The organism is Rhizobium sp. PEPV16 (assembly GCF_008919455.1).
Lineage (GTDB): Bacteria > Pseudomonadota > Alphaproteobacteria > Rhizobiales > Rhizobiaceae > Rhizobium > Rhizobium leguminosarum_Q.
Map to the genome: position 1 here is coordinate 20,463 of NZ_VSZV01000340.1, position 22,195 is coordinate 42,657.

At 60.7% G+C, this 22,195-nt stretch carries 24 protein-coding genes, 2 tRNA genes and 1 pseudogene; 6 read left to right on the forward strand and 21 right to left on the reverse strand.

Annotated elements, in window-relative coordinates:
• Positions 1–28 precede the first annotated feature (28 nt).
• From FY112_RS26045 to FY112_RS26055, 3 genes are read right to left on the reverse strand one after another with little or no spacing between them, the layout of a single operon-like run.
• On the reverse strand, positions 29–1,033 hold the full coding sequence (locus FY112_RS26045; protein ID WP_025393100.1) for an ABC transporter permease: 1,005 nt from the start codon (positions 1,031–1,033) through the stop codon (positions 29–31).
• The gene (locus FY112_RS26050) at positions 1,030–2,589 is read right to left on the reverse strand and encodes a sugar ABC transporter ATP-binding protein (RefSeq protein ID WP_151519611.1); all 1,560 of its coding nucleotides are present in this window, start codon (positions 2,587–2,589) and stop codon (positions 1,030–1,032) included. The genes FY112_RS26045 and FY112_RS26050 overlap by 4 nt, the downstream gene beginning before the upstream one ends.
• 22 nt (positions 2,590–2,611) lie before the next feature.
• On the reverse strand, positions 2,612–3,781 hold the full coding sequence (locus FY112_RS26055; RefSeq protein WP_151519612.1) for a sugar ABC transporter substrate-binding protein: 1,170 nt from the start codon (positions 3,779–3,781) through the stop codon (positions 2,612–2,614).
• Positions 3,782–3,971: 190 nt separating this feature from the next.
• Here FY112_RS26055 and FY112_RS26060 point away from each other — a divergent pair, with 190 nt between their 5' ends.
• On the forward strand, positions 3,972–4,841 hold the full coding sequence (locus tag FY112_RS26060) for an AraC family transcriptional regulator (RefSeq protein ID WP_245500347.1): 870 nt from the start codon (positions 3,972–3,974) through the stop codon (positions 4,839–4,841).
• Between the two features lie 287 nt (positions 4,842–5,128).
• On the forward strand, positions 5,129–5,314 hold the full coding sequence (locus FY112_RS38030) for a hypothetical protein (RefSeq protein WP_017958920.1): 186 nt from the start codon (positions 5,129–5,131) through the stop codon (positions 5,312–5,314).
• Between the two features lie 38 nt (positions 5,315–5,352).
• On the opposite strand, the pseudogene FY112_RS26070 reads toward FY112_RS38030, so the two are convergent.
• From FY112_RS26070 to FY112_RS26120, 11 genes and pseudogenes are all read right to left on the reverse strand, one after another.
• Positions 5,353–5,436, reverse strand: a pseudogene (locus tag FY112_RS26070) (LysR family transcriptional regulator); the annotation flags it as partial.
• A 178-nt stretch (positions 5,437–5,614) separates the two neighbouring features.
• A tRNA-Phe gene (locus FY112_RS26075) sits at positions 5,615–5,690 on the reverse strand.
• A gap of 179 nt (positions 5,691–5,869) precedes the next feature.
• Positions 5,870–6,082, reverse strand: coding sequence for a DNA gyrase inhibitor YacG (gene yacG / locus FY112_RS26080; protein ID WP_017966948.1), 213 nt, complete (start codon positions 6,080–6,082; stop codon positions 5,870–5,872).
• A gap of 134 nt (positions 6,083–6,216) precedes the next feature.
• Positions 6,217–6,837, reverse strand: a complete 621-nt coding sequence (locus FY112_RS26085; protein WP_020048403.1) for a Maf-like protein — start codon at positions 6,835–6,837, stop codon at positions 6,217–6,219.
• A 57-nt stretch (positions 6,838–6,894) separates the two neighbouring features.
• The gene (infA, locus tag FY112_RS26090; RefSeq protein WP_003545338.1) at positions 6,895–7,113 is read right to left on the reverse strand and encodes a translation initiation factor IF-1; all 219 of its coding nucleotides are present in this window, start codon (positions 7,111–7,113) and stop codon (positions 6,895–6,897) included.
• Between the two features lie 123 nt (positions 7,114–7,236).
• Positions 7,237–7,722 (reverse strand): low molecular weight phosphatase family protein, encoded by a 486-nt coding sequence (locus FY112_RS26095; RefSeq protein WP_181018282.1) that lies wholly within the window; start codon positions 7,720–7,722, stop codon positions 7,237–7,239.
• Positions 7,719–8,192 carry a UPF0262 family protein gene (locus FY112_RS26100; protein ID WP_017958916.1) on the reverse strand — a complete coding sequence of 158 codons (474 nt, stop codon included), beginning with the start codon at positions 8,190–8,192 and terminating at the stop codon, positions 7,719–7,721. The genes FY112_RS26095 and FY112_RS26100 overlap by 4 nt, the downstream gene beginning before the upstream one ends.
• A 4-nt stretch (positions 8,193–8,196) precedes the next feature.
• Positions 8,197–9,495, reverse strand: a complete 1,299-nt coding sequence (hisD, locus tag FY112_RS26105) for a histidinol dehydrogenase (protein WP_017958915.1) — start codon at positions 9,493–9,495, stop codon at positions 8,197–8,199.
• A gap of 55 nt (positions 9,496–9,550) precedes the next feature.
• A complete protein-coding gene (locus tag FY112_RS26110; RefSeq protein ID WP_017958914.1) occupies positions 9,551–9,982 on the reverse strand; it encodes a DUF2948 family protein in 432 nt (143 codons plus the stop codon).
• Positions 9,983–10,090: 108 nt separating this feature from the next.
• Positions 10,091–11,383, reverse strand: a complete 1,293-nt coding sequence (gene murA / locus FY112_RS26115; protein WP_017958913.1) for a UDP-N-acetylglucosamine 1-carboxyvinyltransferase — start codon at positions 11,381–11,383, stop codon at positions 10,091–10,093.
• A gap of 107 nt (positions 11,384–11,490) precedes the next feature.
• Positions 11,491–11,685, reverse strand: coding sequence for a hypothetical protein (locus FY112_RS26120; RefSeq protein ID WP_012755987.1), 195 nt, complete (start codon positions 11,683–11,685; stop codon positions 11,491–11,493).
• Positions 11,686–11,839: 154 nt separating this feature from the next.
• Between FY112_RS26120 and FY112_RS26125 the strand changes: the two genes are divergently transcribed.
• Positions 11,840–11,914: transfer RNA gene (locus FY112_RS26125), tRNA-Thr, on the forward strand.
• A 133-nt stretch (positions 11,915–12,047) separates the two neighbouring features.
• Here FY112_RS26125 and FY112_RS26130 read toward each other — a convergent pair.
• The 3 genes from FY112_RS26130 to FY112_RS26140 all read right to left on the reverse strand — a co-directional run bounded on the left by FY112_RS26130 (position 12,048) and on the right by FY112_RS26140 (position 14,817).
• Positions 12,048–12,899 (reverse strand): AraC family transcriptional regulator, encoded by an 852-nt coding sequence (locus tag FY112_RS26130; protein ID WP_151519613.1) that lies wholly within the window; start codon positions 12,897–12,899, stop codon positions 12,048–12,050.
• A gap of 176 nt (positions 12,900–13,075) precedes the next feature.
• On the reverse strand, positions 13,076–13,750 hold the full coding sequence (locus tag FY112_RS26135; RefSeq protein ID WP_245274310.1) for a formylglycine-generating enzyme family protein: 675 nt from the start codon (positions 13,748–13,750) through the stop codon (positions 13,076–13,078).
• A complete protein-coding gene (locus tag FY112_RS26140; RefSeq protein WP_245372507.1) occupies positions 13,750–14,817 on the reverse strand; it encodes an aldo/keto reductase in 1,068 nt (355 codons plus the stop codon). Before FY112_RS26140 ends, FY112_RS26135 begins: the two co-directional genes overlap by 1 nt.
• 528 nt (positions 14,818–15,345) lie before the next feature.
• Between FY112_RS26140 and FY112_RS26145 the strand changes: the two genes are divergently transcribed.
• Positions 15,346–15,588: a DUF982 domain-containing protein gene (locus tag FY112_RS26145; RefSeq protein ID WP_151519630.1), complete on the forward strand. Its 243-nt coding sequence runs from the start codon at positions 15,346–15,348 to the stop codon at positions 15,586–15,588.
• Between the two features lie 240 nt (positions 15,589–15,828).
• On the opposite strand, the gene FY112_RS26150 is transcribed toward FY112_RS26145, so the two are convergent.
• The gene (locus FY112_RS26150; RefSeq protein ID WP_151519614.1) at positions 15,829–16,092 is read right to left on the reverse strand and encodes a hypothetical protein; all 264 of its coding nucleotides are present in this window, start codon (positions 16,090–16,092) and stop codon (positions 15,829–15,831) included.
• 115 nt (positions 16,093–16,207) lie between these two features.
• Complete coding sequence (locus FY112_RS26155; RefSeq protein WP_151519615.1) at positions 16,208–16,468, reverse strand: BON domain-containing protein; 261 nt, start codon at positions 16,466–16,468, stop codon at positions 16,208–16,210.
• A gap of 181 nt (positions 16,469–16,649) precedes the next feature.
• Here FY112_RS26155 and FY112_RS26160 point away from each other — a divergent pair, with 181 nt between their 5' ends.
• Entirely contained in the window at positions 16,650–16,916 is a 267-nt protein-coding gene (locus tag FY112_RS26160) for a membrane protein (RefSeq protein WP_025393087.1), read from the forward strand.
• Positions 16,917–17,023: 107 nt separating this feature from the next.
• On the forward strand, positions 17,024–19,081 hold the full coding sequence (locus FY112_RS26165; protein ID WP_151519616.1) for an ATP-dependent helicase: 2,058 nt from the start codon (positions 17,024–17,026) through the stop codon (positions 19,079–19,081).
• Positions 19,082–19,092: 11 nt separating this feature from the next.
• Here FY112_RS26165 and FY112_RS26170 read toward each other — a convergent pair whose 3' ends face one another.
• Positions 19,093–20,145: an enoyl-CoA hydratase/isomerase family protein gene (locus tag FY112_RS26170; protein ID WP_151519617.1), complete on the reverse strand. Its 1,053-nt coding sequence runs from the start codon at positions 20,143–20,145 to the stop codon at positions 19,093–19,095.
• Positions 20,146–20,226: 81 nt separating this feature from the next.
• Positions 20,227–22,188 (reverse strand): EAL domain-containing protein, encoded by a 1,962-nt coding sequence (locus FY112_RS26175; protein WP_151519618.1) that lies wholly within the window; start codon positions 22,186–22,188, stop codon positions 20,227–20,229.
• Between the last annotated feature and the right edge of the window lie 7 nt (positions 22,189–22,195).

The following is a 22,195-nucleotide window of genomic DNA, read 5'->3' on the forward strand; positions in this document are numbered from 1 at the left end:
TCCATTTTCTCCTGGAATTATGGCGGGGTCAGCCCTGCAGGCGGACACGAAGCTGGTCGAGGCCCACGGCCAGAAGCAACACGACACCGCGCGTGACATCCTGCCAGAAACTGGACACGTTCATGAGGGTCAGGCCGTTGTTCAGAGTTCCGAGGATCAGCACCGCAATCAGCGTACCCCAGACGCTTCCCCGCCCGCCAAAGAGGCTCGTGCCTCCAAGAATGATCGCGGCGATGATCGTCAGCAGATGCTGACTTGCTGCATTCGGGGCTGCCGCGCCGAGCATTGCTGCAAGAATGATACCAGCGGCAGCGCCTGAAATGCCTGAGATCACGTAGAGGATCATCTGGGTGCGCTCGACCGGCACGCCGAGAAGGCTGCTGGCCTCGGGATTGCCGCCGGTTGCGTACACAAACCGTCCGAACGGCGTCTTGGCAAGCACGAGCCAAAGGACGGCAAAGACGATCAGCATGACGATGACGGGAAACGGCACGGAAAAGATGCGACCTGAACCAAGCCAGTTGAAGGCCGGCACGAAAAGCGGCTTGCTCAAGCCACCCGTCATGACCATCGACAGGCCCGAGAAGATGCTCATCGTCCCGAGTGTCACGATCAGGGGATTGAGGCGCAGCTTGGTGACGATGACGCCATTCAAAATTCCGACCCCGGCGCCGATGACCAAGGCTGTCAGGCATCCAACCCAGATATTGATCCCGTTGGAATGCATCAATGCGACAATGACGCCGGCCAGTCCGGCAACGGCAGCCACCGACAGGTCGAGTCCACCGCCAATGATCAGCGGCGTTCCGGCTGCGGCCATGAGCCCGATGAAGGCCATGTTCGTGCCGATATTGGCAAGATTGCTCACCGACAGAAAGAACGGCGACAGCATAGCGAAAGCCGCAAGAAGGATGACATAGAAGCCTAGCAGAACCACGATCCCGGCGACCGGTCTGGCAAGGATCTCCGTCATCGACTGGCGTTGGCTGGTCGGCTTGGGTTCGCCCGCAACGATCGAGTTTGACTTGTTCATGCTTTCTCCAATTCGTTCGCAGCAGACACGGAGTGCGACTCCGCCGCCTGCATCAACTCGGCGGCCGATGCATTGGCTCCCAGTGTGGCCACGGCCCGGCCCTCTTCGAAGACGATCGCTCGGTCGGCAAGACCGGCGACTTCCTCAGCGTCCGATGAGACGAGGAGTATGCCCAATCCGTTCGCTGCGAGCCGGCGGATCTCCTCATAAATCTCTCGTCGAGCGCCGAGGTCGACCCCGCGGGTCGGTTCCTCGAGAATGAGCAGCTTGGGGTCGCCGAGCAGCCATCGCGCCAGGCACACTTTCTGCTGGTTGCCGCCGGACAGGAGTCTTATCTCCTGCTCCGGACCCGTCGTCTTGACGCGCAGGGTGCGGATCCAGTGTTGCGACATTGCCCGCTCCCGATTGTCATCGACGAGCCCGAAGCGCGTAAAGCGCGTGAGGTAAGGAAGGGTCGTGTTGGTACGGACGGTGAGGTTGGCGATCAGGCCTTGCCGCTTGCGCTCGGCTGCAACGAAACCGATACCGCTTCGAATGCTTGCCCGCGGGTTCGACAACGCCGTTTCGGCTGTCCCCATCCGGATTGAACGGACCTTTGCCTTGGGCTCCGCCCCATAAATGGCTCTGCCGACCTTCTCAATCCCGGAGCCGATCAGGCCGAACGCGCCCAGGACCTCGCCACGGCGCACCGACAAGGACACGTCGCTGAGCCAACCTGGCAGCGACAGTCCTTCGACAACCAGGATCGTCTCGTCCGGCAGGGATTGCGGCTTTGCCGGAAAAAGATCGCCGAGATCGCCTCCGAGCATCGCCCGTAGCACCTCGTCGTGACTGGTGGCGCTCGTCTGGAACTGGCCGCGTACCTCGCCGTCCCGCAACACGACGATCCGGTCGGAGAGGCGAAACACCTCGTCGAGGTAGTGGGAGATATAGATGATCGTGACGCCGTCGGCGCGAAGCGCATCGATCACTCCGAACAGGGTTTCGGCATCTGCTTCTCCGAGGGCAGCAGTCGGTTCATCCATGATCAGAATACGAGCCTGGCCAGCCAATGCCCGGGCGATCTCGACGATCCGCTGCTCTGGAAGCGATAGCGATCCCATTCTCCGGCTCGCAGAGACATGACCGAGCTTCAGTCGGCCGAGCAGTGTCGTCGCTTGCCTCTGCATGGCGGCACGGTCGACGAAACTTATGCCGGCGATCTTGCGCAGGGGCATCGATCCCAACGCGATGTTCTCCGCGACCGACAAGTCCGGATGCACGGACAGTTCCTGCGGCATCAAGCGAATGCCCGATGCTATGGCCGCACGTGCCGACGTGATGTCGACTGCGGCCCCATCGATCTGTATCTGTCCGGCGTCGCAGGAATAGACGCCGGACAGGATCTTCATCAGCGTGGATTTGCCTGCACCGTTAGCCCCGAGCAGCGCCACGACCTCGCCAGCATCGGCCGAACAGGTGACGTTTTTCAGGACCTGCACGCCGGAGAAGGACTTCGTGACGTTGGTGATTTGGAGCCGCGCCACGCGGTTCTCCGTGCTCGATACAGTCTGCATCAGAATCGCCTCCCACCCCAGATCATTGCTTGGGGAGAATTGCCTCGTACCCCTTCAACCAATCCTCTTTTTTCAGACCAGAGAGATAGCTTGTGAACTCTGCCTCGGGAAACGTGTAACCGTCGGCTTCGCCGGCGCAGGCGAATTCCTTGTAGAATTTGCAGATGTTTGCCTTGGTTACCATCTGATGGGTGACGAAGGTTGCCTCCGGCACGGCCTTGCCGGCGAGCGCAGACAGCGCAATCGGAATGAGATAATTCCCGTAGCTGCCTGGAAACGAACCCGTCGCCGCCACGAGTTTCGGGTCCGTGGCGAGCGCCTCGGCTTCATCCGCGCCGTTGCCGACGGCGATGGCCTGATCAACACGTCCGGCTGCTCGGACGGCCTGCAGCATGCCCATGGTCGCCTGGTCGTTGATCGCGATGATCAGGATCGGCGCTCCTGGCGGAATGCGGCCGAGCACGTTGTTCATCTGGGTATAGGATTCCTGCAGCGTATTCTTCGTATCGATCTCGATGATGTGGTCGGCCGGGAAATCCTTGGTCAGGGCCAGGAAGCCGGCGCGCTGACCTTCCGTGCGCATGCGGGGGATGACGCCCGACTGGGGCAGTGCGCCGATGACGAGATAGCCGCTTTTTACCGTGTCCGCGCCAAACTGTTTTGCCGCAGCCGTTGCAAGGTAGGACCCGCCCATGAAACCGGACTTGGGATTGTTCACGCCGAAGAAACTTGCACCGGGCATGGGGATATCGATTGCTGTGACCTTGGTGCCGTCTTGCTTGAACACGTCCATCACGGTCTGACCGAAGTTTGCGTCGGTCTGAAACTCGATGACGTAGTCAACCTTGCGTTCGGCAAAAGACTTGGCATTGGCAAGCGCAGTCGGCCCATCGAGGCGGTTGTCGGCGACGACGAGTTCCACGCCGGCAGCATCGGCGTTTGCCTGGATGCCTTTCTCAACGAGCACGCCGAAAGCGATGTCACGCTGAAGATTGGCGAAGCCGATGCTGTACTTGCTGCCGTTTTTCGGAGGCGTCATTTTCGACGCGTCGGCGGCCATGGCCTTGAGAGCCTCGGCCGAAAGCATATTGCCGTCGAACTTCGCGGGATCGAACCCGTGGAAATCATCGGCATAGGCAGCAGATGCGGCGAGGCAAGCGGCTGCGACCAGCAGTCTGGCGTGAGTTTTCATATCTATTCTCCTCCCAGCCGCTACCCTCCCCGGCAGCGGCGATAGCTGATGCAATCAGCGTTTCGGCAAATTCGATCGACTTTGCCCTGACCTGATGACGGTACCATCGGCCCCACCTGTTGACACGACGCCAAAATCCACAAAAGTGATCATTTGCATACAAAAAATGATCCTAAAAAGGCGACGTCAAATGACGGAAAACTACTTCGTCTACATGCCTGACAACAGAATTTCTGCAGCATGGGGCTGCACCGCTGTCTCGACGGGCTATTCGGTCATTGCGCCGCACTCCGATTACCCTCCGAGCCGTCATCCGGACGACCATCATTTCAGCTGGTCTCGAGGCCGCATCCTTCAGGCCTATCAGGTCGTGCTGATCAGCGCCGGCAACGGGAAGCTCGAATTCGGCAACCTGCGCCGACAGGTGCGCGTCACGGAAGGATCGATTTTTCTCCTGTTCCCGGGCGTGTGGCACAGGTTCGCGCCCGATCGGCGAACCGGCTGGACCGAGCACTGGATAGAGTGCCGGGGAACCGCTTTCGATTTTGCAGTGGATGCTGGCCTCCTGCATGTCGAACGCCCGCTCAACCCGGCAAGCGATGAGATCAATCATGTGTTCGCCGCCATCCATGATCTGGCGCGGCAGGATCCCGTGCTTCATCAGCTGGTGATATCCACGCTCGGGTTGCAGCTCCTTGCGCTGCTCTGCCGGCCGGACGATCTGGCAACCGGCGCCGGCGCGCGCCTCGTCGATCGGGCGCGCATGATCCTGATGGAGCGCTGCGGAACTTCACAATCAGTCGAGGATCTCGCAGCAGAGATGGGGGTGAGCTACCCCTATTTTCGCCGGCTGTTTCGTGAGCAAGCCGGGATGTCGGCGAAACAGTATCAAATGAACGTCCGCGTTCAGCGAGCACGCGACTTCCTGGTAAACACCGACAAATCCGTAAAAGAAATCGCCGGCCTGCTCGGCTTTCATTCCGCCTTCCATTTTTCCAGCCAATTCAAAAATGCGGTTGGCTGCGCACCGACGGAATATCGTAGGACCTCTGAGAATTGAGAGGTCTGCCGATCCGTGGCACCGCGCGACCCCAGACGTCGCTCAGTCCGTCTTCGATGTCAGGAACCAGCTGTAGCGTGCTTGATATGGTCCGACAGGCTGCACGCCGTTTCGCGGCGTAGAAACGAGAGCGGCTGCTCGACGCTGCAATCAGTGGAGAAGCCGCATGTCCGCCAGTCGCTGAAGAGGCGGCGCGTCGGGCAATGGGAACCACAGTATTCGGAAGACCTCTTATTTCATTGAAAGCTAATTTGAACTTCGTTAGCTTCCTTTGCGGGAGGACTACAATGCAACACATTGATTCGATTACTGCCGAGCCTATCGTAGCGGCGAAGGTCTGGTGCATCGCGGACTTCTGCTCGCAGCACCGATTGGATAGCAAGGAGCAAGCCAAGCTTACTGCTTTGTTCGGTGAGTTCGCGACCATCAGCGAACTCGTCCACAATGTAACGCGTAGATCAAGGTCAAGGTGAAGAGGCCGACCCGGCGAAACGGCTGACGTTCCATGCGCTTACCTGGCCGGCGGCACCAGCGAGCGTGCGATATCGATGATGTCGTCACGCGAGGTGGTCGGGTCTTCCCTGTTCCAGGCCATCACGATATGAGACCCGTTGAAACGAGCGCCCATCGATACACGGTGCCCGCCATCGCGCCGGCCACGCTGTTTTGGCCCTCTCCACCACGTTTGGCGCGGCTACCAATGTGCTACCACGGCCGTCGACCAGGCGCCTTTTCCAAGGCCAAAATTCTCTAATGATGCAAGGAAATCAAAGTGGTGCCCAGGACCGGAATCGAACCAGTGACACGCGGATTTTCAATCCGCTGCTCTACCAACTGAGCTACCTGGGCTAACCTGCTTCCGATAGTCCCTTTCAGAAAAGGAACCGCAGGGCCTTGGTTCACCCCGGAAGCGAGCGGGGTTATAGCATCTTGTTCGCCCATGGCAAGCGTCAAATGACTCTTTTTTGACGGTCTTGCCGGCTTTACGGATTCATGAGGAAAAATAAGAGCTTCGCAGGCGAAATTCTCTAGTTTTCCTCATCGGGATATTCGGCCTTCGTCTCGTCGTCGGCAACCGGAATGGCATAGGCGCCGGTCAGCCAGCGGGAGAGATCGGCCTCGCGGCAGCGGTTGGAGCAGAAGGGGTAATGTTCGCGATGGGAAGGTTTGCCGCATTCGGGGCAAGGGCGCGTCTTGCGCAGCGGTTCGACCTTGGCGGCCGCTTTCTTGTCTTCAGGCATATCGGTCCGTCCTAGAGCATGTCGCGCAAAATGTTCAGCGGTTTTGCGACAACGACATGCGTAAAAACAAAGCCTTAAAGCGCGACGCGCGGATCTGAAAGATCGTGACGCGCTTTAAGCATCGGCCGTCGGGCTCAGCCCTCGGGCCACCGGCTATGCACATCGAAGCCTTCGCCGGTCAAAAGCAGAATGGTTTCATAAAGCGGCAGGCCGACGACATTGGTGTAGGAGCCCACCATCTTCTGCACGAAGGTGCCGGCGAGGCCCTGGATGCCGTAGGCGCCTGCCTTGCCGCGCCACTGGCCGGAGGCCAGGTAGTTCTCGATCTCGAAGCCGGAGAGACGCTTGAAGCGCACCTTGGTCTCGACGATCTTCTGACGGACCTTGCGATCCGGGGTCACCAGGCAAACGCCGGTGTAGACCATATGGTTGCGTCCCGAGAGGAGATGCAGCGAGTTCAGCGCCTCGTCAGCAAACTCGGCCTTGCCGAGGATGCGCCGGCCGACGGCGACCACCGTATCGGCAGACAGGATATAGCTGCCCTTCCAGGTGATATCGCTCTTGATGGCGGCAAGGGCCGCTTCGGCCTTTTCAGCCGAAAGCCTGCGGGCAAGCGAACGCGGATGCTCCGACTTCTTCGGCGCCTCGTCGATATCCATCGGCATCAGGCGCGAAGGCTCGATGCCGGCCTGGTTGAGCAGGTCGACGCGCCGGGGCGAGCCTGAGGCCAGAATGAGCTTGTATTTCAGCGCCATGGAACCTCGACCATCGTCAGACGGGGGCAAAAACCCTTGCAGGACCTTCGGGCAAACTTACTTGAAACGGTAGGTGATACGGCCCTTGGTCAGATCGTAGGGCGTCATTTCCACAAGCACCTTGTCGCCGGCGAGAACGCGGATGCGGTTCTTGCGCATGCGGCCCGCGGTGTGGGCGATGATCTCGTGTTCGTTTTCGAGCTTCACGCGGAACGTCGCATTCGGCAGAAGTTCGGTGACGATTCCCGGGAATTCGAGGACTTCTTCTTTAGGCATATAAGTGTTTTCTTCCTGTGGGTTGAATAGGCAGCGCAGCGCGCGCCTTTAAAATTTGGGCGGAAACTACACAATCAACGCAGGTTTGTGAACCTCGTTGATCAGGCTTTCCTTTATTTGTTTTCATGCCGATTGCGCGGCAATGCCATTTCGTTTGAGTAGCCGGCTTTCGATGAGGCCGGCCAGGTGATCGCGGACCTCGCGGTAGCTCTCTAGAATCTGCTCGCGCGTTCCGATTGCAACCGTCGGATCCATGGTCGGCCAATAGACGACATCGATCGCATTCGACCGTGTCAGCTCGAGTGCTGCATGATGGGCCTGCGGTGACAGCGTGATGATCAGATCGAAGTAATCGTCCTCGAGTTCGTCCAGCGTCTGCGGCTGGCGGCGCCCAAGGGAAAGCCCGATCTCCTCGAGCACGGCATCCACGAAGGGATCGCGCTCGCCGGCGCGAACGCCGGCGGACCTGATATAGGTATTGGCCGGCAAAATGCTACGGGCGATCGCTTCGGCTATCGGCGAGCGGATGGCATTCATCCCGCACATGAAGAGGATGGCGCCCGGCCGCTTTCCCTCCTCGACATCGGCGGCAAGCTCCATGGCCGTCATCCGCGCCAGTAGAGCACGCAGACCAGCGTGAAAAGGCGCCGGGCGGTGTCGAAATCGACCTCTATCTTGCCGGCCAGCCTATCCTTCAGCGTCTGCGAGCCTTCATTGTGGATGCCGCGCCGGCCCATGTCGATCGCCTCGATACGGCTCGGCGTCGACGAACGGATCGCTTCGTAATAGCTTTCGCAGATCATGAAGTAATCCTTGACGATCCGCCGGAAGGGCGTGAGCGACAGGATATGGGTGGCGACCCCGCCGCCCTCTTCGGTGGTAATGGCGAAAACCAGCTTGGAATCGACCAGCGAGATGTTCAGTCGGTAGGGCCCGCCGGCATGACCAAGCGGCTCGAAGCTGTTCTCCTCGATCAGGTCGAAGATGGCGACGGCGCGTTCATGCTCGACATCGGGCGTCGAACGGCCGATCGTATCGTCAAGGACGACGTCGCAAAGCCGGAAATCGCCCTTCGCCATGCCCTCACCTTTCGAGGTTGAGGCGGATCGCGACCGATCGCGCATGGGCATCAAGGCCTTCGGAAACGGCAAGGGCGATCGCCGCCGGGCCGAGGGTGCGGAGCTGCTGCGGACCGAGGCGCAGGATCGACGTGCGCTTGACGAAATCAAGCACCGAAAGGCCGGAGGAGAAGCGCGCCGAACGCGCCGTCGGCAGCACATGGTTCGAACCGCCGACATAATCGCCGATGACTTCAGGCGTATGGGCGCCGATGAAGATCGCTCCGGCATTGCGGATGCCGTCGAGCAGCCGGTCCGGATCGACGACGGCGAGCTCCAGATGCTCGGCAGCGATACGGTTTGCCAAGGGAATGGCCTGTTTCAGATCGGCAACGAGGATGACCGCGCCGAAATCGCGCCAGCTTGCCGCCGCCGTCTCGGCGCGGTTCAGCGTCTTCAGCTGGCGTTCGACCGCCTGCTCCACAGCCTTGCCGAATGCGGCATCATCTGTGATCAGGATCGCCTGGGCGCTGACATCGTGCTCGGCCTGGGCCAAGAGGTCGGCTGCGATCCAATCCGGATTGTTGTCCTTGTCTGCAATGACGAGCACCTCGGAGGGGCCGGCGATCATGTCGATGCCGACGGTGCCGAAGACATGGCGCTTGGCGGCAGCGACATAGGCATTGCCGGGGCCGGTGATCTTGGCGACCGGGGCGATGGTCTCGGTGCCATAGGCAAGAGCCGCGATCGCCTGGGCGCCGCCGACACGATAAATCTCCGTGACACCGACAAGCTTGGCAGCGGCAAGCACCGCCGGATTGACGGCGCCGCCGGTGGCCGGAACGGCGATGACGATGCGATCGACACCGGCGACCTTGGCCGGCACCGCATTCATCAATACCGAGCTTGGATAGCTCGCCGTGCCACCCGGAACATAAAGCCCGACCGCTTCTATCGCCGTCCAGCGCGAGCCGAGACCGACACCCATATCGTCTTCGTAGATATCGTCCTTCGGCAGTTGCCGGCGATGGTGGGATTCGATGCGCAGTGCCGCGAGCTTCAGCGCCCCCAGCACCTCTGAGGGCACCGCCTCGACGGCGGCGTCGATCTCTTCAGCTGTGACGCGCATCGGGACGGTGGCGTAATCGATGCCGTCGAACTTCAGCGAATATTCGGCCAGCGCCACATCGCCGCGGGCTCTGATATCATCGATGATGGCACGAACGACGACGTTCACATCATCGGAGACCTCCCGCTTCGTCGTCAGAAAGGCGGCAAAATGCTGCTCGAAACCTTCCGATGCCTGATCCAGCCAGATTGCCAAAGCCGATATTCCTTCTCAACTCGAAACTGCGATGTTCAAATTTTAGGGCGTCATGTCAGCGGTGGCGAGGCTTGGAGGAGGCCTCCCAGGCGCCGCCGATATCGGCCAGCTGGACCTCGATGCATTCGACATCGAGCGCAATCGAGGCCGTGCCTGACAGCGCCAGCTCGATCGTACCATCGGGCCCCTCGCCCTTCTTCTCGAAGCGCAGCGCCAGCAGCGACAGCACCTCGTCGCGTTTGCCACGATCGATGCCAAGCGAGCGGACGGCAAGCACGCGCTTGAAGACCAGGGCAGCACGGCGGCGCTCGAAACCCTTGCGCTTGCGCTCGGCACCTTCCCAGACGAAACGATTGGCGGCAAGCGCGAACTGCGCGTCGCGCGGCGACCAGTCGATGTCGCCGACCTTGAAGACGCTGTCCTGCATATGCGCGGACATGATCGCAAGATCCTCGTTATCGAGCGCAACAAGTTTCAGGTCGGTCATTCAGCCTCATCCCATTACCGGCCTACGCCGGGCACCGCCGGAATGGCGATGCGTCAGACAAGGGAAATAAGGCGCGGCGACCAATTACGCAACCGGGATGAACGGTGCTTACTCGCTGATGCGCTCGACGATGGCGCCGCAGCGGGTCAGCTTCTCCTCGAGCCGTTCGAAACCACGGTCGAGGTGATAGACACGGGAGACCGTGGTTTCGCCCTCGGCGGCAAGGCCGGCGATGACGAGCGAGACGGAGGCGCGCAGATCGGTCGCCATGACGGGCGCGCCGCGCAAGCGTTGGACACCCTCGATCTTCGCCGTCTGGCCGGACAGCGAGATCCTGGCGCCGAGGCGGGCAAGCTCCTGCACATGCATAAAACGGTTTTCGAAAATGGTCTCGGTGACATGTGAGACGCCGGAAGAACGGGTCATCAGCGCCATGAACTGCGCCTGCAGATCGGTCGGGAAGCCCGGGAAAGGATCGGTGACGATATCGACCGGCCTGATGCCGGCGCCGTTGCGCTTGATGCGCATGCCGTTGTTGGTCGACGAGATCTCCGCACCGGCGCGGCGCAGCGTTTCCAGCGCGGTTTCGAGCAACGCCATGTCGGTATTTTCGAGCACGACGTCGCCGCCGGCCATGGCGACGGCCATGGCATAGGTGCCGGTCTCGATGCGGTCCGGCAGCACGCGGTGGCGGGCGCCGGAAAGCGAGGTGACGCCTTCGACGGTGATCGTCGCCGTGCCTGCGCCCGATATCTTGGCGCCCATGGCGTTCAGGCAGTTGGCGAGATCGACGACCTCAGGCTCGCGGGCGGCATTGCCGATGACAGTCGTGCCGCGGGCAAGCGTTGCCGCCATCATCACCACATGGGTGGCGCCGACGGAGACCTTCGGGAAGGTGTAGCGTGCGCCGATCAGGCCGCCGGCAGGCGCCTTGGCGTTGATATAACCGGCATCGATCTCCATGGTCGCGCCGAGCGCCGTCAGGCCCTCGATGAAGAGATCGACGGGGCGCGTGCCGATGGCACAGCCGCCCGGCAGCGAAACGCGGCAATGGCCTTCGCGCGCCAGCAACGGGCCGATGACCCAGAAGGAGGCGCGCATCTTCGAGACCAGTTCATAGGATGCGGTCGTATCGACGATGGTGCGGCAGGTGAAATGGATCGTGCGCGAATAGGAATCTTCCTGGCGCTCGCGGCGGCCGTTGACGGCGACGTCGACGCCGTGATTGCCGAGGATGCGCATCAAGAGTTCGACATCGGCCAGATGCGGCACGTTTTCGAGCGTCAGCGTATCGCTGGTCAGAAGCGAGGCGATCATCAGCGGCAGTGCGGCATTCTTGGCGCCGGAAATCGGAATGATGCCATTCAGCTCATTACCGCCGACGATTCTGATACGATCCATGTGCGCTTACGGGCAGCGCCCGCCTTTCCTGAAAGTTCTGCCTTGAAATAAGGAGTGAGGTGTTTAGGGGATTTATCGAGACGCTTCAATTCGCGACGGACGGAACATTACGATTCGTCCATTTTTGCGGCGGGCAGCCCATTTGTTTCGTCGGCTTGGCCGGAACGGCGGGCGCGCACCTGTTGTTTGCGTCGACCCAGATTTTCCCTGAGCTTATCGGCGGCGCGCTCACGGCGCAGTTTTGCCTGTGCCTCGATCGCTTGCTTGCGGCTCTGCTGGCCGGTTTCGGTCTTTTCGTTCATGCGACAGGATTAGCCGAATTCGCGCCAATCCAAAAGGCCCTTGCATCCCAATCCACGCGAAGTTGGAATTTGCTGCTTGCGCTTGCCGTCAAGCTGTGGCAATAGCCCCCCGTTCTCGCGATTGAGCCACATGGCTCGCGCGGGTACTGGTCCTGCTGCCGTAGCTCAGTGGTAGAGCACACCCTTGGTAAGGGTGAGGTCGGTGGTTCAATCCCACTCGGCAGCACCAGTTTTTCATCAGCAAAATCAATCAGACGGCTGTCTCGACTCATCGGCATGAAGTGGCGGAGATTGGTGTCGATGGGACCGGGAACGAGTAGGTTGTCAGTCGTGCTTTGGATGTTTGGCCGTTAGAGGCTGACCTACAGTCGCCGCCATCCCGATGGCGATATCCCTTTATGCGCTCGAAACAGCCGCGCGAAGTGGCTGGGGCTCTCGATGCCGCATCTGGCTGCAATCTCCGTCACGTGCAGATCTGTCTCGGTCAGCAGTTGCGCGGCGCGATCCATGCGTCGGGCTGAGATCGCCTGGAGCGGGGTCTGGCCGGTAGCGCCACGAAATGCGCGGAAGAAGTGGCCCTCCGATATGCCGAGCGGGGTCGCCAGGTCACAGATCGCAATCGGTCCAGACAGACGGCCGTCTATTCTCTCGTGTGTTTCGCGCAGCTGTTTGACCGTCAGGGTGTATTTCGGACAAGCCATCGGCGCGTCGCGACGACGGTGATGAGAGAGGTATTCCGTGAGAGCGAGCGCCATGGACGAGCAATAACTTTGGTCCAATGTTCGGTCGCATTGCAAAAGATCGCTCATCTGAGCGGCCATCCCGTAAATGAAGTCATCCCCGGCAATAAGGAATGGTCCCATGTCGAAGGCATGACGGCGCACCGTCATCGGGTCTATTGCGATGGCGCCCCACTCCCAGGCGACATTGCGTAACACGAGATCACGACCGCAGCCTGCGGGCAGGAACGAAACCATTCCCTTCGTGTCCCTACCATCGTAGCGAAAGCCATCGTCGGTACGAAAGCGATGCTGGTTTGCTCCACCGTTCAAGGTTACCATGATGAGGTGATGATCGGGTGCAATCCTGCCTTCGACCTCGACCGTCGGACCACGTCGGGCGGTCTCGAAATAGCCGCCCGACCAAATGGCTTTGAGATGGTCGTTGGGTGGTCTAGTCAGTTGCCAAGCTGGGCTTTTAACTTGCTGCGGCATTATCTGGCCAACTCCAAATATTGCGTCAATCGGATGCCGTCGAGCGGCTGACGTCCATTTGAAAGATAGGTCAGACTGACCGCTGTCGCATCAGCCTATTTGCTCTGTAAGCCCATCGGTCATTCAATTGCCGGTGAGCAGGATTTGGGCTAATGATCGTCCCAAGACCCGCGGCATCAACGCGCCAAATCATATGCACATCGAAAACCGATGTAGACTACATAGAAGTCGGCCGGCTTCCATTGCATCGCCTGCCTGCGCATCTTGTCTGGTCCATACCACCATGAGCCGCCGGCTGTCAGAGCGTTTGCCCCTTCACGTTCGGAAAGCCACTCCCATACGTTTCCACCCATGTCGTAGAGACCGTTGACACCAGCGCGAGTTGCGCGTGCTGGTGCGTGGCGCGGCCATGGATCATTTTCATTGATGTTGGCCCCATCAGGTGTTTCTCCCGTCGGATAGGGATACGTCCGGTCAACTAAAAAGTTCTCACCGCCGCCATGTTCATGATAGGCGGCCAATTCCCACTCGGCCCTCGTCGGAAGCCGGCCTCCAGCGGAAGCACAGTAGTCACGCGCCTCGGGCCAACTGACATGAACCGCCGGCTCGGTCATATTGTCCGGAGCATTTCCAAAAGGTGTGCGGAATGTCCAGCCAGGCCGGCGCTCCCAGCCGCTTCCCCATTCGTGGCCACCGCCTGCTCGCTCGGCCTCCGTGCGAAAATTCCGGTCATCAGCAAAGTCTGCGAAGTCAGCAATACTGACTTCGCTTCGATCAATGGCGAAACCGTTGAGTGTTACACGGTCGCTCGCGAATGCAGATGATTCAGAGACGATCAGGTATGTGAGCATCAGGTACGTTGCGGGGTTCGCGGGAAAGGCCATGTGACGACACCACCATAGTTCTTGCCGGGATAAGGAGGTTGTTTAAGCGCGTCCGCGACGCCTGTCAGCCCAGTATAATGGTCGGCCATGCGTTTGCGCATCGCCCGATCGGGAAGATCGCCGTAGAGTGCCCCCATATTATCGATGACATGCTGCGGCTGGCTGGTTGCCGGGATGACGTTTGTAACCGCCGGATGCGCAATGATCCATTTCAGGAAATATTGCGCCCAGGTCTCAATCCCCATTTCCCTCGCGAAGTCCGGCACCGGCTGTCCAGCAATAGGAGTGAAGAGCCGCGCCTTTTCGAACGGAATGTTGACCTGCACCGCGACGCCATTGGCAGCGCAGGCATCCAGCAGCCTCTGTTCGGCAGCGCGGGTCAGGATCGTATAGGCGATCTGAACGAAATCCAGCGTGCCGGTGCTCACCAGCCGCTCCATGGTGTCGTAGTACTCAGGACTCCACTGGGTGATGCCGATATAACGTACGGAGCCTTCCGCTTTTTTCTGCGCCAGCCAGTGACGCACTTGATCATGATTTTCGAGACTATGGACCTGCAGCACGTCGATCCGGTCCCGCCACAGCCGTTCGCGAGACTGCCTGAGCTGGCGCTCCGAATGACTGTTGTCCGAAAGGTAGTCGCCTGTCGCCCAGGTCTTGTTGGTGACGAATATGTCGTTGGAAATGCCGAGGTCGGTGATGAAGTCTCCCACGCTCACCTCCGACATTCCGTAGAGCGGCGAAGTGTCGATGACCTTGCCGCCTCGCTCATGGAACAGCCGGATGACCTCACGGACATTGTCGCGAGCTTCGCCTGGCCGGATATCGAAGGTCTCGAACGTTCCAAGCCCCACGGCCGGGATCATCTCGCCGGTCTTCGGGATAGGTCGCATAATGGGGGCCGGTCCTCCCTGCCCTCGTGCCTCCCGTATCGAAACACCGGCACCAAATATGGAAGTAGCAGTTGTCGCGACCACTCCGACGAGAAGCTGGCGACGACTTGGAAAAAATCCTTCAATTGGTCGGAATGACATTGGATGCGTCCTTGTTGCGGTAGCATCGACGTTAAGGCCCATGCCGCAGCGATGCGCTCCCGATCCTCACCAACTGACGCAATCCTGACCAATTTTGTGTGGACATGGCAGGGTCAGGCGTTGAAACATGAATTCATGGGTTCGCAGTGCCCGGTCTCCGAGAGCAATCCCATAACTTCCTTCAAAAACTCGGAGCGCCCGCGCCCTCCCGAGATCTATCACCGAGCCTTCTTGCGACTTCAGGGTAGCTCGCAAGTATTCCCTTTGCAGTCTTGGGATGACCTCAATGGAGAGACGCGCAAGGAAAGCGTCGTCAGCGGACGTCTCTGCGGCTTCTAAAAACTCCTCTTTGGGTATTCTTCGCGTGTGTGCGTCTAACGAAAACAGCCAATTCGCCTCACCATCGGCAACCTATCCGCCATTGCTGCCCGTGGAAATCACGCTAGAATATTAACTATCGCAGAGTCTCCCCGGAGGAACTGGGAGATGCTGCACTTCGTTTCTGTCGAAAATCGTGGAGGAGCGTCGATGGCAACTGAAAGATGGAACAACCCGGTCAAGGTTGGTTTCGATGGGGCCGATGCGCGAACGGTCAATGGGCCGTTCGATGCGCTGAAGTGCCTGGCGGATCTCTGGCCGAGTATGCGCGGGCTTCGTTATATCAAGGCACGCAGCGCCTGCCGGGCGGCGCTCGATGGGCGCAAGAGTTTGGAAGAAGCAAGAGCCGAGTTCCTGGCGGCCGCCGAAGAGGCGAAGCTGAAGCTGCATTAGCAGTTCGGCAAGGAATTTCGGGCGATTTTCGCCTTCTGGGCGCGCAAGCGTGCCGGAACGGAACAATGCTTTAATTTTAGTTTAACCCTGCAGCAAGTGCGCGCCGGGTTTTGGTGCAAAGGGCGTTGCGCCTGGTACACCTGCATCAATAGAGGACGACCAGCCATCATGATGATGGTTAGGGGCTCGTCACCTCTGCGGAAGCGCAGGCGAGCCTCGTCCGAGCAGGAGCATCTTTTTTCAGCAATCCGCGCCGCTCTCATTCTCGATCTCGACATAACCGACGCCGATGATTGTGCCGTCCGCCGCGCGGATGAAGGAGGGGAGATAGTGCGGCTCTACCGGCTCGCAGGCGACGGTCCCGGTATATTCGTTGAGGGCGATCTGGTCCTTCGGCAAAGCGGAATAATCCGTGCCGGTTTCGAGCGCGGCATGGGCGGAGTCGGCAAGGGCACCGCAACCCACTATCAAGGTCGTTGCCCAGAGGCGAGGAAGCAGCTGCATGGGAGTCTCCAGCGTTTAGGTCCGGCATTTCAACACGCGGGAGAGCACTTGGTTCCCTTTATGCGTTGCAAGGACAGTTGAGCACAGGGCCGGCGCAGCATCCCATCTTTCGACTTCAGCGTCGCAGCAGGCGGCCGCGCACATAGCCTCGACCGACGACGCTCTCTGCGATCTCGATCGCCCGCTCGACATCGCCCCGCCGGCGCACGGAACCTTCCAGGATGACATATGAGCCTAAAGTGGTGACGATGATGTCTATGGCTTCGATATCGCCTGCCGCATGAAGTGCGCACTCCACCGAGGCGCGTGTTGCCGCGTCGATGTGATCCTGCCGGCCGGATTCGCCATAGTTCGTGAATGCTGCAAAGCCGAGCACAGTGACCGTCTCCTGATGTCAGTTGATATCGGTTAACCCGCGGCGAGGCATTTCGTTGCGGTGCGCCACGCATGGAGGAGCCTATTCGAGAGCGCTTCCTATGGACCCTGGCATGGACGACCCTTGGCGAAAGACGTCGCGACTTCCATATCTGGCTGCAGTCGAAAGAGGGATGACGACGATGAAAGCGCTTCTGTCCGCCTTGTTTGCCGGGGCAATGCTTGCCGGCTGCTCCTCGGCCGATGCGCCAGCGCTGGAACCCATTCCCGGCAGCATTACGTATGGCGGCCAGCCGCGAACGAAGCTCACCAAGTCGCCGGTCGGCAGCGCCGTCTACAACCAGTTCTACAACGGGACGGGCCAGCGCGTGGAGGAAACCTATATCCTTCAGCCCGACCGCAGCCTGAAGCTGGTGCGGCGCGAGATCGGTCCGGATTTCCCCGACTGAGATGTTGCTGGCGCGCCGCAGCGCTTGACAGAGGCCGCAATCGCGAACATTCAAGGAACATCTAATCTTTCCGCAGTGATTCTGCGGGAGCCCAACCGGACGGCTGGATGTATCTCGAAAAGCTCAATCCGCAGCAGCGCATGGCCGTCGAGCACGGCACGCTCATCGACGGCAGCCATATTGCCGGGCCGCTGCTGGTCATTGCCGGCGCCGGCTCGGGCAAGACGAATACCTTGGCGCATCGCGTCGCCCATCTTATCGTCAAAGGCGCTGATCCCCGCCGCATCCTGCTGATGACCTTTTCGCGTCGGGCAGCAGCCGAGATGGCGCGGCGTGTCGAGCGCATCTGCCGCGACGTGCTTGGTTCGAATGCCGGCGTCATGGCGGATGCGCTTTCCTGGACCGGCACCTTCCACGGCATCGGCGCCCGGCTGTTGCGCGATTATGCGGAGCAGATCGGTCTCGATCCTGGGTTTACCATCCACGACCGCGAAGACAGTGCCGATCTGATGAACCTGATCCGGCACGACCTCGGTTTCTCGAAGACGGAAAGCCGTTTTCCCACAAAGGGCACCTGCCTTGCCATCTATTCCAGGGCGGTGAATTCGGAAACCGCGCTCGACCTCGTGCTGCGCGACGTCTTTCCCTGGTGCGCGACGTGGGAGAAACAGCTGCGCGAACTTTTCGCCTGTTATGTCGAGGCCAAGCAGAGCCAGAACGTGCTCGATTACGACGATCTGCTGCTCTACTGGGCGCAGATGGTTGGCGAAGCGATGATTGCCGAGGATATCGGCAGCCGCTTCGACCATGTGCTGGTCGACGAATATCAGGACACCAACCGGCTGCAGGCCTCGATCCTGCTGGCGCTGAAGCCCGGCGGCCAGGGGCTGACCGTCGTCGGCGACGACGCGCAGTCGATCTATTCCTTCCGCGCCGCGACGGTGCGCAATATCCTCGATTTTCCCGCAGCCTTCAGCCCGGCCGCCAATATCGTCACGCTCGACCGCAACTACCGCTCGACGCAGCCGATCCTCGCCGCCGCCAACGCCGTCATCGATCTCGCCTCGGAGCGCTTCACCAAGAATCTCTGGACCGAGCGGCAATCGTCCGAGCGGCCGCGCCTCGTCACTGTGCGCGACGAGGCCGAGCAGGCTCGCTACATCACCGACATGGTGCTCGACAATCGCGAGGAAGGCCTCACGCTCAAGCAGCAGGCCGTGCTCTTCCGTGCCTCGCATCACAGCGGGCCGCTGGAGGTCGAGCTGACCCGGCGCAACATCCCCTTCGTCAAGTTCGGCGGGCTGAAGTTTCTCGACAGCGCACATGTGAAGGACATGCTGGCCGCCCTTCGCTTCGCGCAGAACCCGCGCGACCGGGTGGCGGGCTTCCGGCTGATGCAGATCCTGCCGGGCGTCGGGCCGTCGACGGCGCAGAAGACGCTCGATCTGATGGCCGAGGATGCCAGCCCGATTACTGCTCTCGGCGCCATGCCGGCACCGCCGCGCTCCGGCGAGGACTGGACAATGTTCATTTCGATGCTGCAGGAGCTGAAGACCGGCAAGGCCGGCTGGCCGGCGGAAATCGGCCTGGCGCGGCAATGGTACGCGCCGCATCTGGAACGGCTGCACGAGGATGCCGCGACGCGGCAGGCCGACTTGCTGCAGCTCGAGCAGATCGCTAGCGGTTATGCCTCGCGCGAGCGCTTTCTCACCGAGCTCACCCTCGATCCGCCGGATGCGACCAGCGACCAGGCGGGCGTGCCGCTTCTCGACGAGGACTATCTCATCCTGTCGACCATCCATTCCGCCAAGGGCCAGGAATGGACTAGGGTCTTCATGCTGAACGTCGTCGACGGATGTATACCGAGCGATCTCGCCGTCGGCACAACCGCTGAAATCGAAGAGGAACGCCGGCTGCTCTATGTCGCCATGACGCGCGCCCGGGACGGTCTTGACCTCGTCGTGCCGCAACGCTTCTTCACCTACGGGCAGAACTCGCAGGGCGACCGGCACGTCTATGCCTCACGCAGCCGCTTCATTCCCGCGACCCTGCTCCAGTTCTTCGAGGCCTGCAGCTGGCCGCAGGGGAAATCGGAGGCCGCTCAAGCCCAAGCGCGGCAGGTGCGCATCGATGTCGGCGCCCGCATGCGCGGCATGTGGCGATAACCGGATAGCGTTCAGAGTGAAAGCGGCGGCTCGGCTGGTTTCAGGAAAAATTCGACCCTTGCTGACTCCACGGCATCGACTGACGCCGGCGACCATTGCGGATTGCGGTCCTTGTCGATGACGGCGGCGCGAATACCCTCGAAGAAATCGGGATTATCAAGCATCTGCAGGCAGGCACCGAGTTCGCGGCCGAGGCATTCGGCAAGCGAGGCACTGCTGCGGCCGGCCCTGAGCAGCCGCAAAGCAAGCTTCAGGCTGGTCGGTGAACGCGTCAGCATCACCCGGCGCGTCTCGGCGGCAAATTCGCCTTCCTCCCCGGCGAGTACTGCCAGGATCTCCTCGACGCTGTCGAACCGAAAAGCGCGATCGATCATCGCCGCGTTCTGCCGCAGCCGGCTTTCTCCCTGAGGCTCAGAAAGCGCCTGCAGCACGGCATCGACATCGCCGGATGAGCTGGCGCGCGGCAGGCCGGAGAGAGCATCGATCACCTCTCCGAGCCGCGACGAGGCGATCTGAAGATCGGCAAGCCCAGCGTGGATCGCATCGGCAGCACCAATATCGAGCCCTGTCAGGCCGAGCCATGTTCCGGCCTCGCCGGGGCCACGCGGCAGCAGCCAGGTGGCGCCGACATCCGGGACATAGCCGATGCCGGTTTCGGGCATGGCAAGCCGCGTGCGCTCGGTGACGACGCGGTGGCGACAGTGCGAGGACAGGCCGACGCCGCCGCCCATGGTGATACCGTCCATCAGCGCGACATAGGGTTTGGGATAGGAGGCAATGATATGGTTGAGGCGGAACTCCTCGCGCCAGAATGTGCCGGCGAGGCCATCGCCGGCGCGGGCGCTCTCATGCAGGGCGCGGATATCGCCGCCGGCGCAAAAGCCGCGTTCGCCCTCCCCCACCATCACGACGCTTGCCACCTCGGGATCACCGGCAAAAGCGTGAAGGGCCGCAGTGATCGCCCGGATCATCGGCAGGGTCAGGCTGTTCAGCGCCCGCGGCCGGTTGAGGCGGATCACGCCCACGGTCCCCCGCCGTTCAATGATGACTTCGCCGTCTTGCATGGTTCACCTCATCTGTTGAGACCATGAATAGACGACGACGTAGCTTCGCTCCAGTCGATTTAAGACCGATCGGAGATTGGCTCAGGCAGACAGCGAATTGCGGGCGGAGGCTGCGGCCTCGCACCTGAGAGCGTAGTCGATGGCAAGTTCCAGCGGCAGCGGCCGCGAGAAATGATAGCCCTGCGCCAGACGAACGCCCATCGCCTTCAATCCCTCGGCAATCTCTTCGCTTTCGACGCCTTCGGCGACGGAGGCGATGCCGAGATTCTGGCAGAGATTGGCGACCGAGCGGGTGATGTTCATGCAACGGGCGTCGCGATCGAAATTCATCACGAAGGACTTGTCGATCTTCAGCTTGTCGAAGCCGAGACGATGAATATGGCTGAGGCTCGAATAGCCGGTGCCGAAATCGTCGAGCGCGATCGAGATGCCGGCAGCGCGCAGCATAGTGATCACCTGGTCGGCGGTGTCGAAATCGGAGAGTAATGCGGTCTCGGTAATCTCGAACTCGATGCGCCTGGGATCAATGCCGGAGCGGGTGATCATGGCAAGTAGCGCCATCGAGGTCTCGTGGTCGCAGATATCGCGCGCCGAGAGATTGAAGGACAGCCTGAGATGCCGTGGAATGATCGCCAGCGCTTCGAGCGCCTTGGCAAAGAGAATGCGCGTCATGCGGCCGATGACGGCCGTGCGCTCGGCCGCCGGAATGAAGGCGTCAGGGCTGATGCGGCCGAAGCGGGAGCTGTCCCAGCGGGCGAGCGCCTCGTAGGCGACGACGCGGCCACTCTTCAATTCGACGATCGGCTGATACTCGAGTTTCAATTCCTTGGCGAAATCATTCGCCTGCAGCTCGAGTTCGATCAGGTAGCGCTGCGTCAGGATCTTCTCGTGGTCGGCCGAGAAGAATTCGACGCCGCTGCTGCGCTTGCTCTTGACCTGGTAGAGGGCGAAATCCGCCTTCTCGTAGAGATCCTCGGCGGTGTATGTGCCGATATCGGGATAGACGATGCCGCAGGAGCCGAAAACGCGGACCGAGCCGTCGGGGATTTCGAAAGGGTCGCGGACGGCCGCACAGAGCGCCAGGCCGAGATCGGCGATCGCCTTGCGTGTCATCGAGCAGGGGAAGATGATCCCGAACTCATCGCCGCCGAGACGGGAGACGATGCCCTCTTCGCCGACCAGCGCGACGAAGCGGCGGGCCGTCTCCTTGAGCACGAGGTCCCCGGCGGCATGGCCGAAGACGTCGTTGACCGGCTTGAAGCCGTCGAGATCGAGAATGCCGAGGACGGGTGGCGAGGACGGATCCTTCTGCAGCCGTTTTTCCAGCGAGAGAAAGAAGCTGCGGCGATTGGCAAGGCCTGTCAGCTGGTCATGCAGCGCATTGCGGCTGTTGACGAGGTTCAGTTCCTCGGCCTCCGCCTGCTTCTTCTTCAGTTCCTCGGTCAATTGCACCAGACCGACGAAATTCTGGAAATAGCTGTTGATCACCCTGAGGAAGGGCAGGATCAGGAAGAGGCCGCTGATGGCCGTCGCCACGAAAACGGGATTGCCTGAGAACAAGAAGGTCGCGACCATGGCCGAGAAGGTGATGACCGTGGTCAGGGCTGCCGCCATCGGCAGGTGCATCAGGCAAAAGATGCAGGAAATGCCCGTCACGACGAGGAAATAGGCGATCTGACCCTGCTGGGAAGCGTCGCCATATTGGTATAGCGCGATCGCCCAGCTGCCGAAAGCGACGGCCAGGATGCCGGCCCCTGATATCGTGAGCTTCATCAGCCTGTAGGCCCGCTCGGCGGTGACGTTTTCCTTGCCCCGGATCTCCCACCAGCAGAGACGGAAGACACAGACGACGCTCAAGGCCACGGGAATGTAGAGTGAGAGCCAAAGGGGGGCGGATTTGAGGTGGGTGATCGCCACTGCAAGGGCGTTGATGATCAGCAGGACATAGAGAATGGGGATCTGCGACGACAGGGCCCGGAACTGTGCCGTCAGAAGCGTCGGATTGTCTTTTTGCAGCTGCAATGAGGCCAGAAAGTTCTTCATCGTCTCT

Bases quoted from the DNA above. Each gene is read 5' to 3' on its own strand.
- FY112_RS26150 (WP_151519614.1), bottom strand. From the start codon at position 16,092: ATGCAGCTGCTTCCTCGCCTCTGGGCAACGACCTTGATAGTGGGTTGC.
- FY112_RS26095 (WP_181018282.1), bottom strand. From the start codon at position 7,722: ATGACGGCCATGGAGCTTGCCGCCGATGTCGAGGAGGGAAAGCGGCCG.
- FY112_RS26045 (WP_025393100.1), bottom strand. From the start codon at position 1,033: ATGAACAAGTCAAACTCGATCGTTGCGGGCGAACCCAAGCCGACCAGC.
- FY112_RS26175 (WP_151519618.1), bottom strand. From the start codon at position 22,188: ATGAAGAACTTTCTGGCCTCATTGCAGCTGCAAAAAGACAATCCGACG.
- FY112_RS38030 (WP_017958920.1), top strand. From the start codon at position 5,129: ATGCAACACATTGATTCGATTACTGCCGAGCCTATCGTAGCGGCGAAG.
- FY112_RS26140 (WP_245372507.1), bottom strand. From the start codon at position 14,817: ATGTCATTCCGACCAATTGAAGGATTTTTTCCAAGTCGTCGCCAGCTT.
- FY112_RS26100 (WP_017958916.1), bottom strand. From the start codon at position 8,192: ATGGCGAAGGGCGATTTCCGGCTTTGCGACGTCGTCCTTGACGATACG.
- FY112_RS26130 (WP_151519613.1), bottom strand. From the start codon at position 12,899: ATGCCGCAGCAAGTTAAAAGCCCAGCTTGGCAACTGACTAGACCACCC.
- FY112_RS26060 (WP_245500347.1), top strand. From the start codon at position 3,972: ATGACGGAAAACTACTTCGTCTACATGCCTGACAACAGAATTTCTGCA.
- FY112_RS26145 (WP_151519630.1), top strand. From the start codon at position 15,346: ATGGCAACTGAAAGATGGAACAACCCGGTCAAGGTTGGTTTCGATGGG.
- FY112_RS26050 (WP_151519611.1), bottom strand. From the start codon at position 2,589: ATGCAGACTGTATCGAGCACGGAGAACCGCGTGGCGCGGCTCCAAATC.
- FY112_RS26085 (WP_020048403.1), bottom strand. From the start codon at position 6,837: ATGGCGCTGAAATACAAGCTCATTCTGGCCTCAGGCTCGCCCCGGCGC.
- FY112_RS26120 (WP_012755987.1), bottom strand. From the start codon at position 11,685: ATGAACGAAAAGACCGAAACCGGCCAGCAGAGCCGCAAGCAAGCGATC.
- FY112_RS26055 (WP_151519612.1), bottom strand. From the start codon at position 3,781: ATGAAAACTCACGCCAGACTGCTGGTCGCAGCCGCTTGCCTCGCCGCA.
- FY112_RS26170 (WP_151519617.1), bottom strand. From the start codon at position 20,145: ATGCAAGACGGCGAAGTCATCATTGAACGGCGGGGGACCGTGGGCGTG.
- infA (WP_003545338.1), bottom strand. From the start codon at position 7,113: ATGCCTAAAGAAGAAGTCCTCGAATTCCCGGGAATCGTCACCGAACTT.
- FY112_RS26110 (WP_017958914.1), bottom strand. From the start codon at position 9,982: ATGACCGACCTGAAACTTGTTGCGCTCGATAACGAGGATCTTGCGATC.
- murA (WP_017958913.1), bottom strand. From the start codon at position 11,383: ATGGATCGTATCAGAATCGTCGGCGGTAATGAGCTGAATGGCATCATT.
- FY112_RS26160 (WP_025393087.1), top strand. From the start codon at position 16,650: ATGAAAGCGCTTCTGTCCGCCTTGTTTGCCGGGGCAATGCTTGCCGGC.
- FY112_RS26135 (WP_245274310.1), bottom strand. From the start codon at position 13,750: ATGCTCACATACCTGATCGTCTCTGAATCATCTGCATTCGCGAGCGAC.
- FY112_RS26165 (WP_151519616.1), top strand. From the start codon at position 17,024: ATGTATCTCGAAAAGCTCAATCCGCAGCAGCGCATGGCCGTCGAGCAC.
- yacG (WP_017966948.1), bottom strand. From the start codon at position 6,082: ATGCCTGAAGACAAGAAAGCGGCCGCCAAGGTCGAACCGCTGCGCAAG.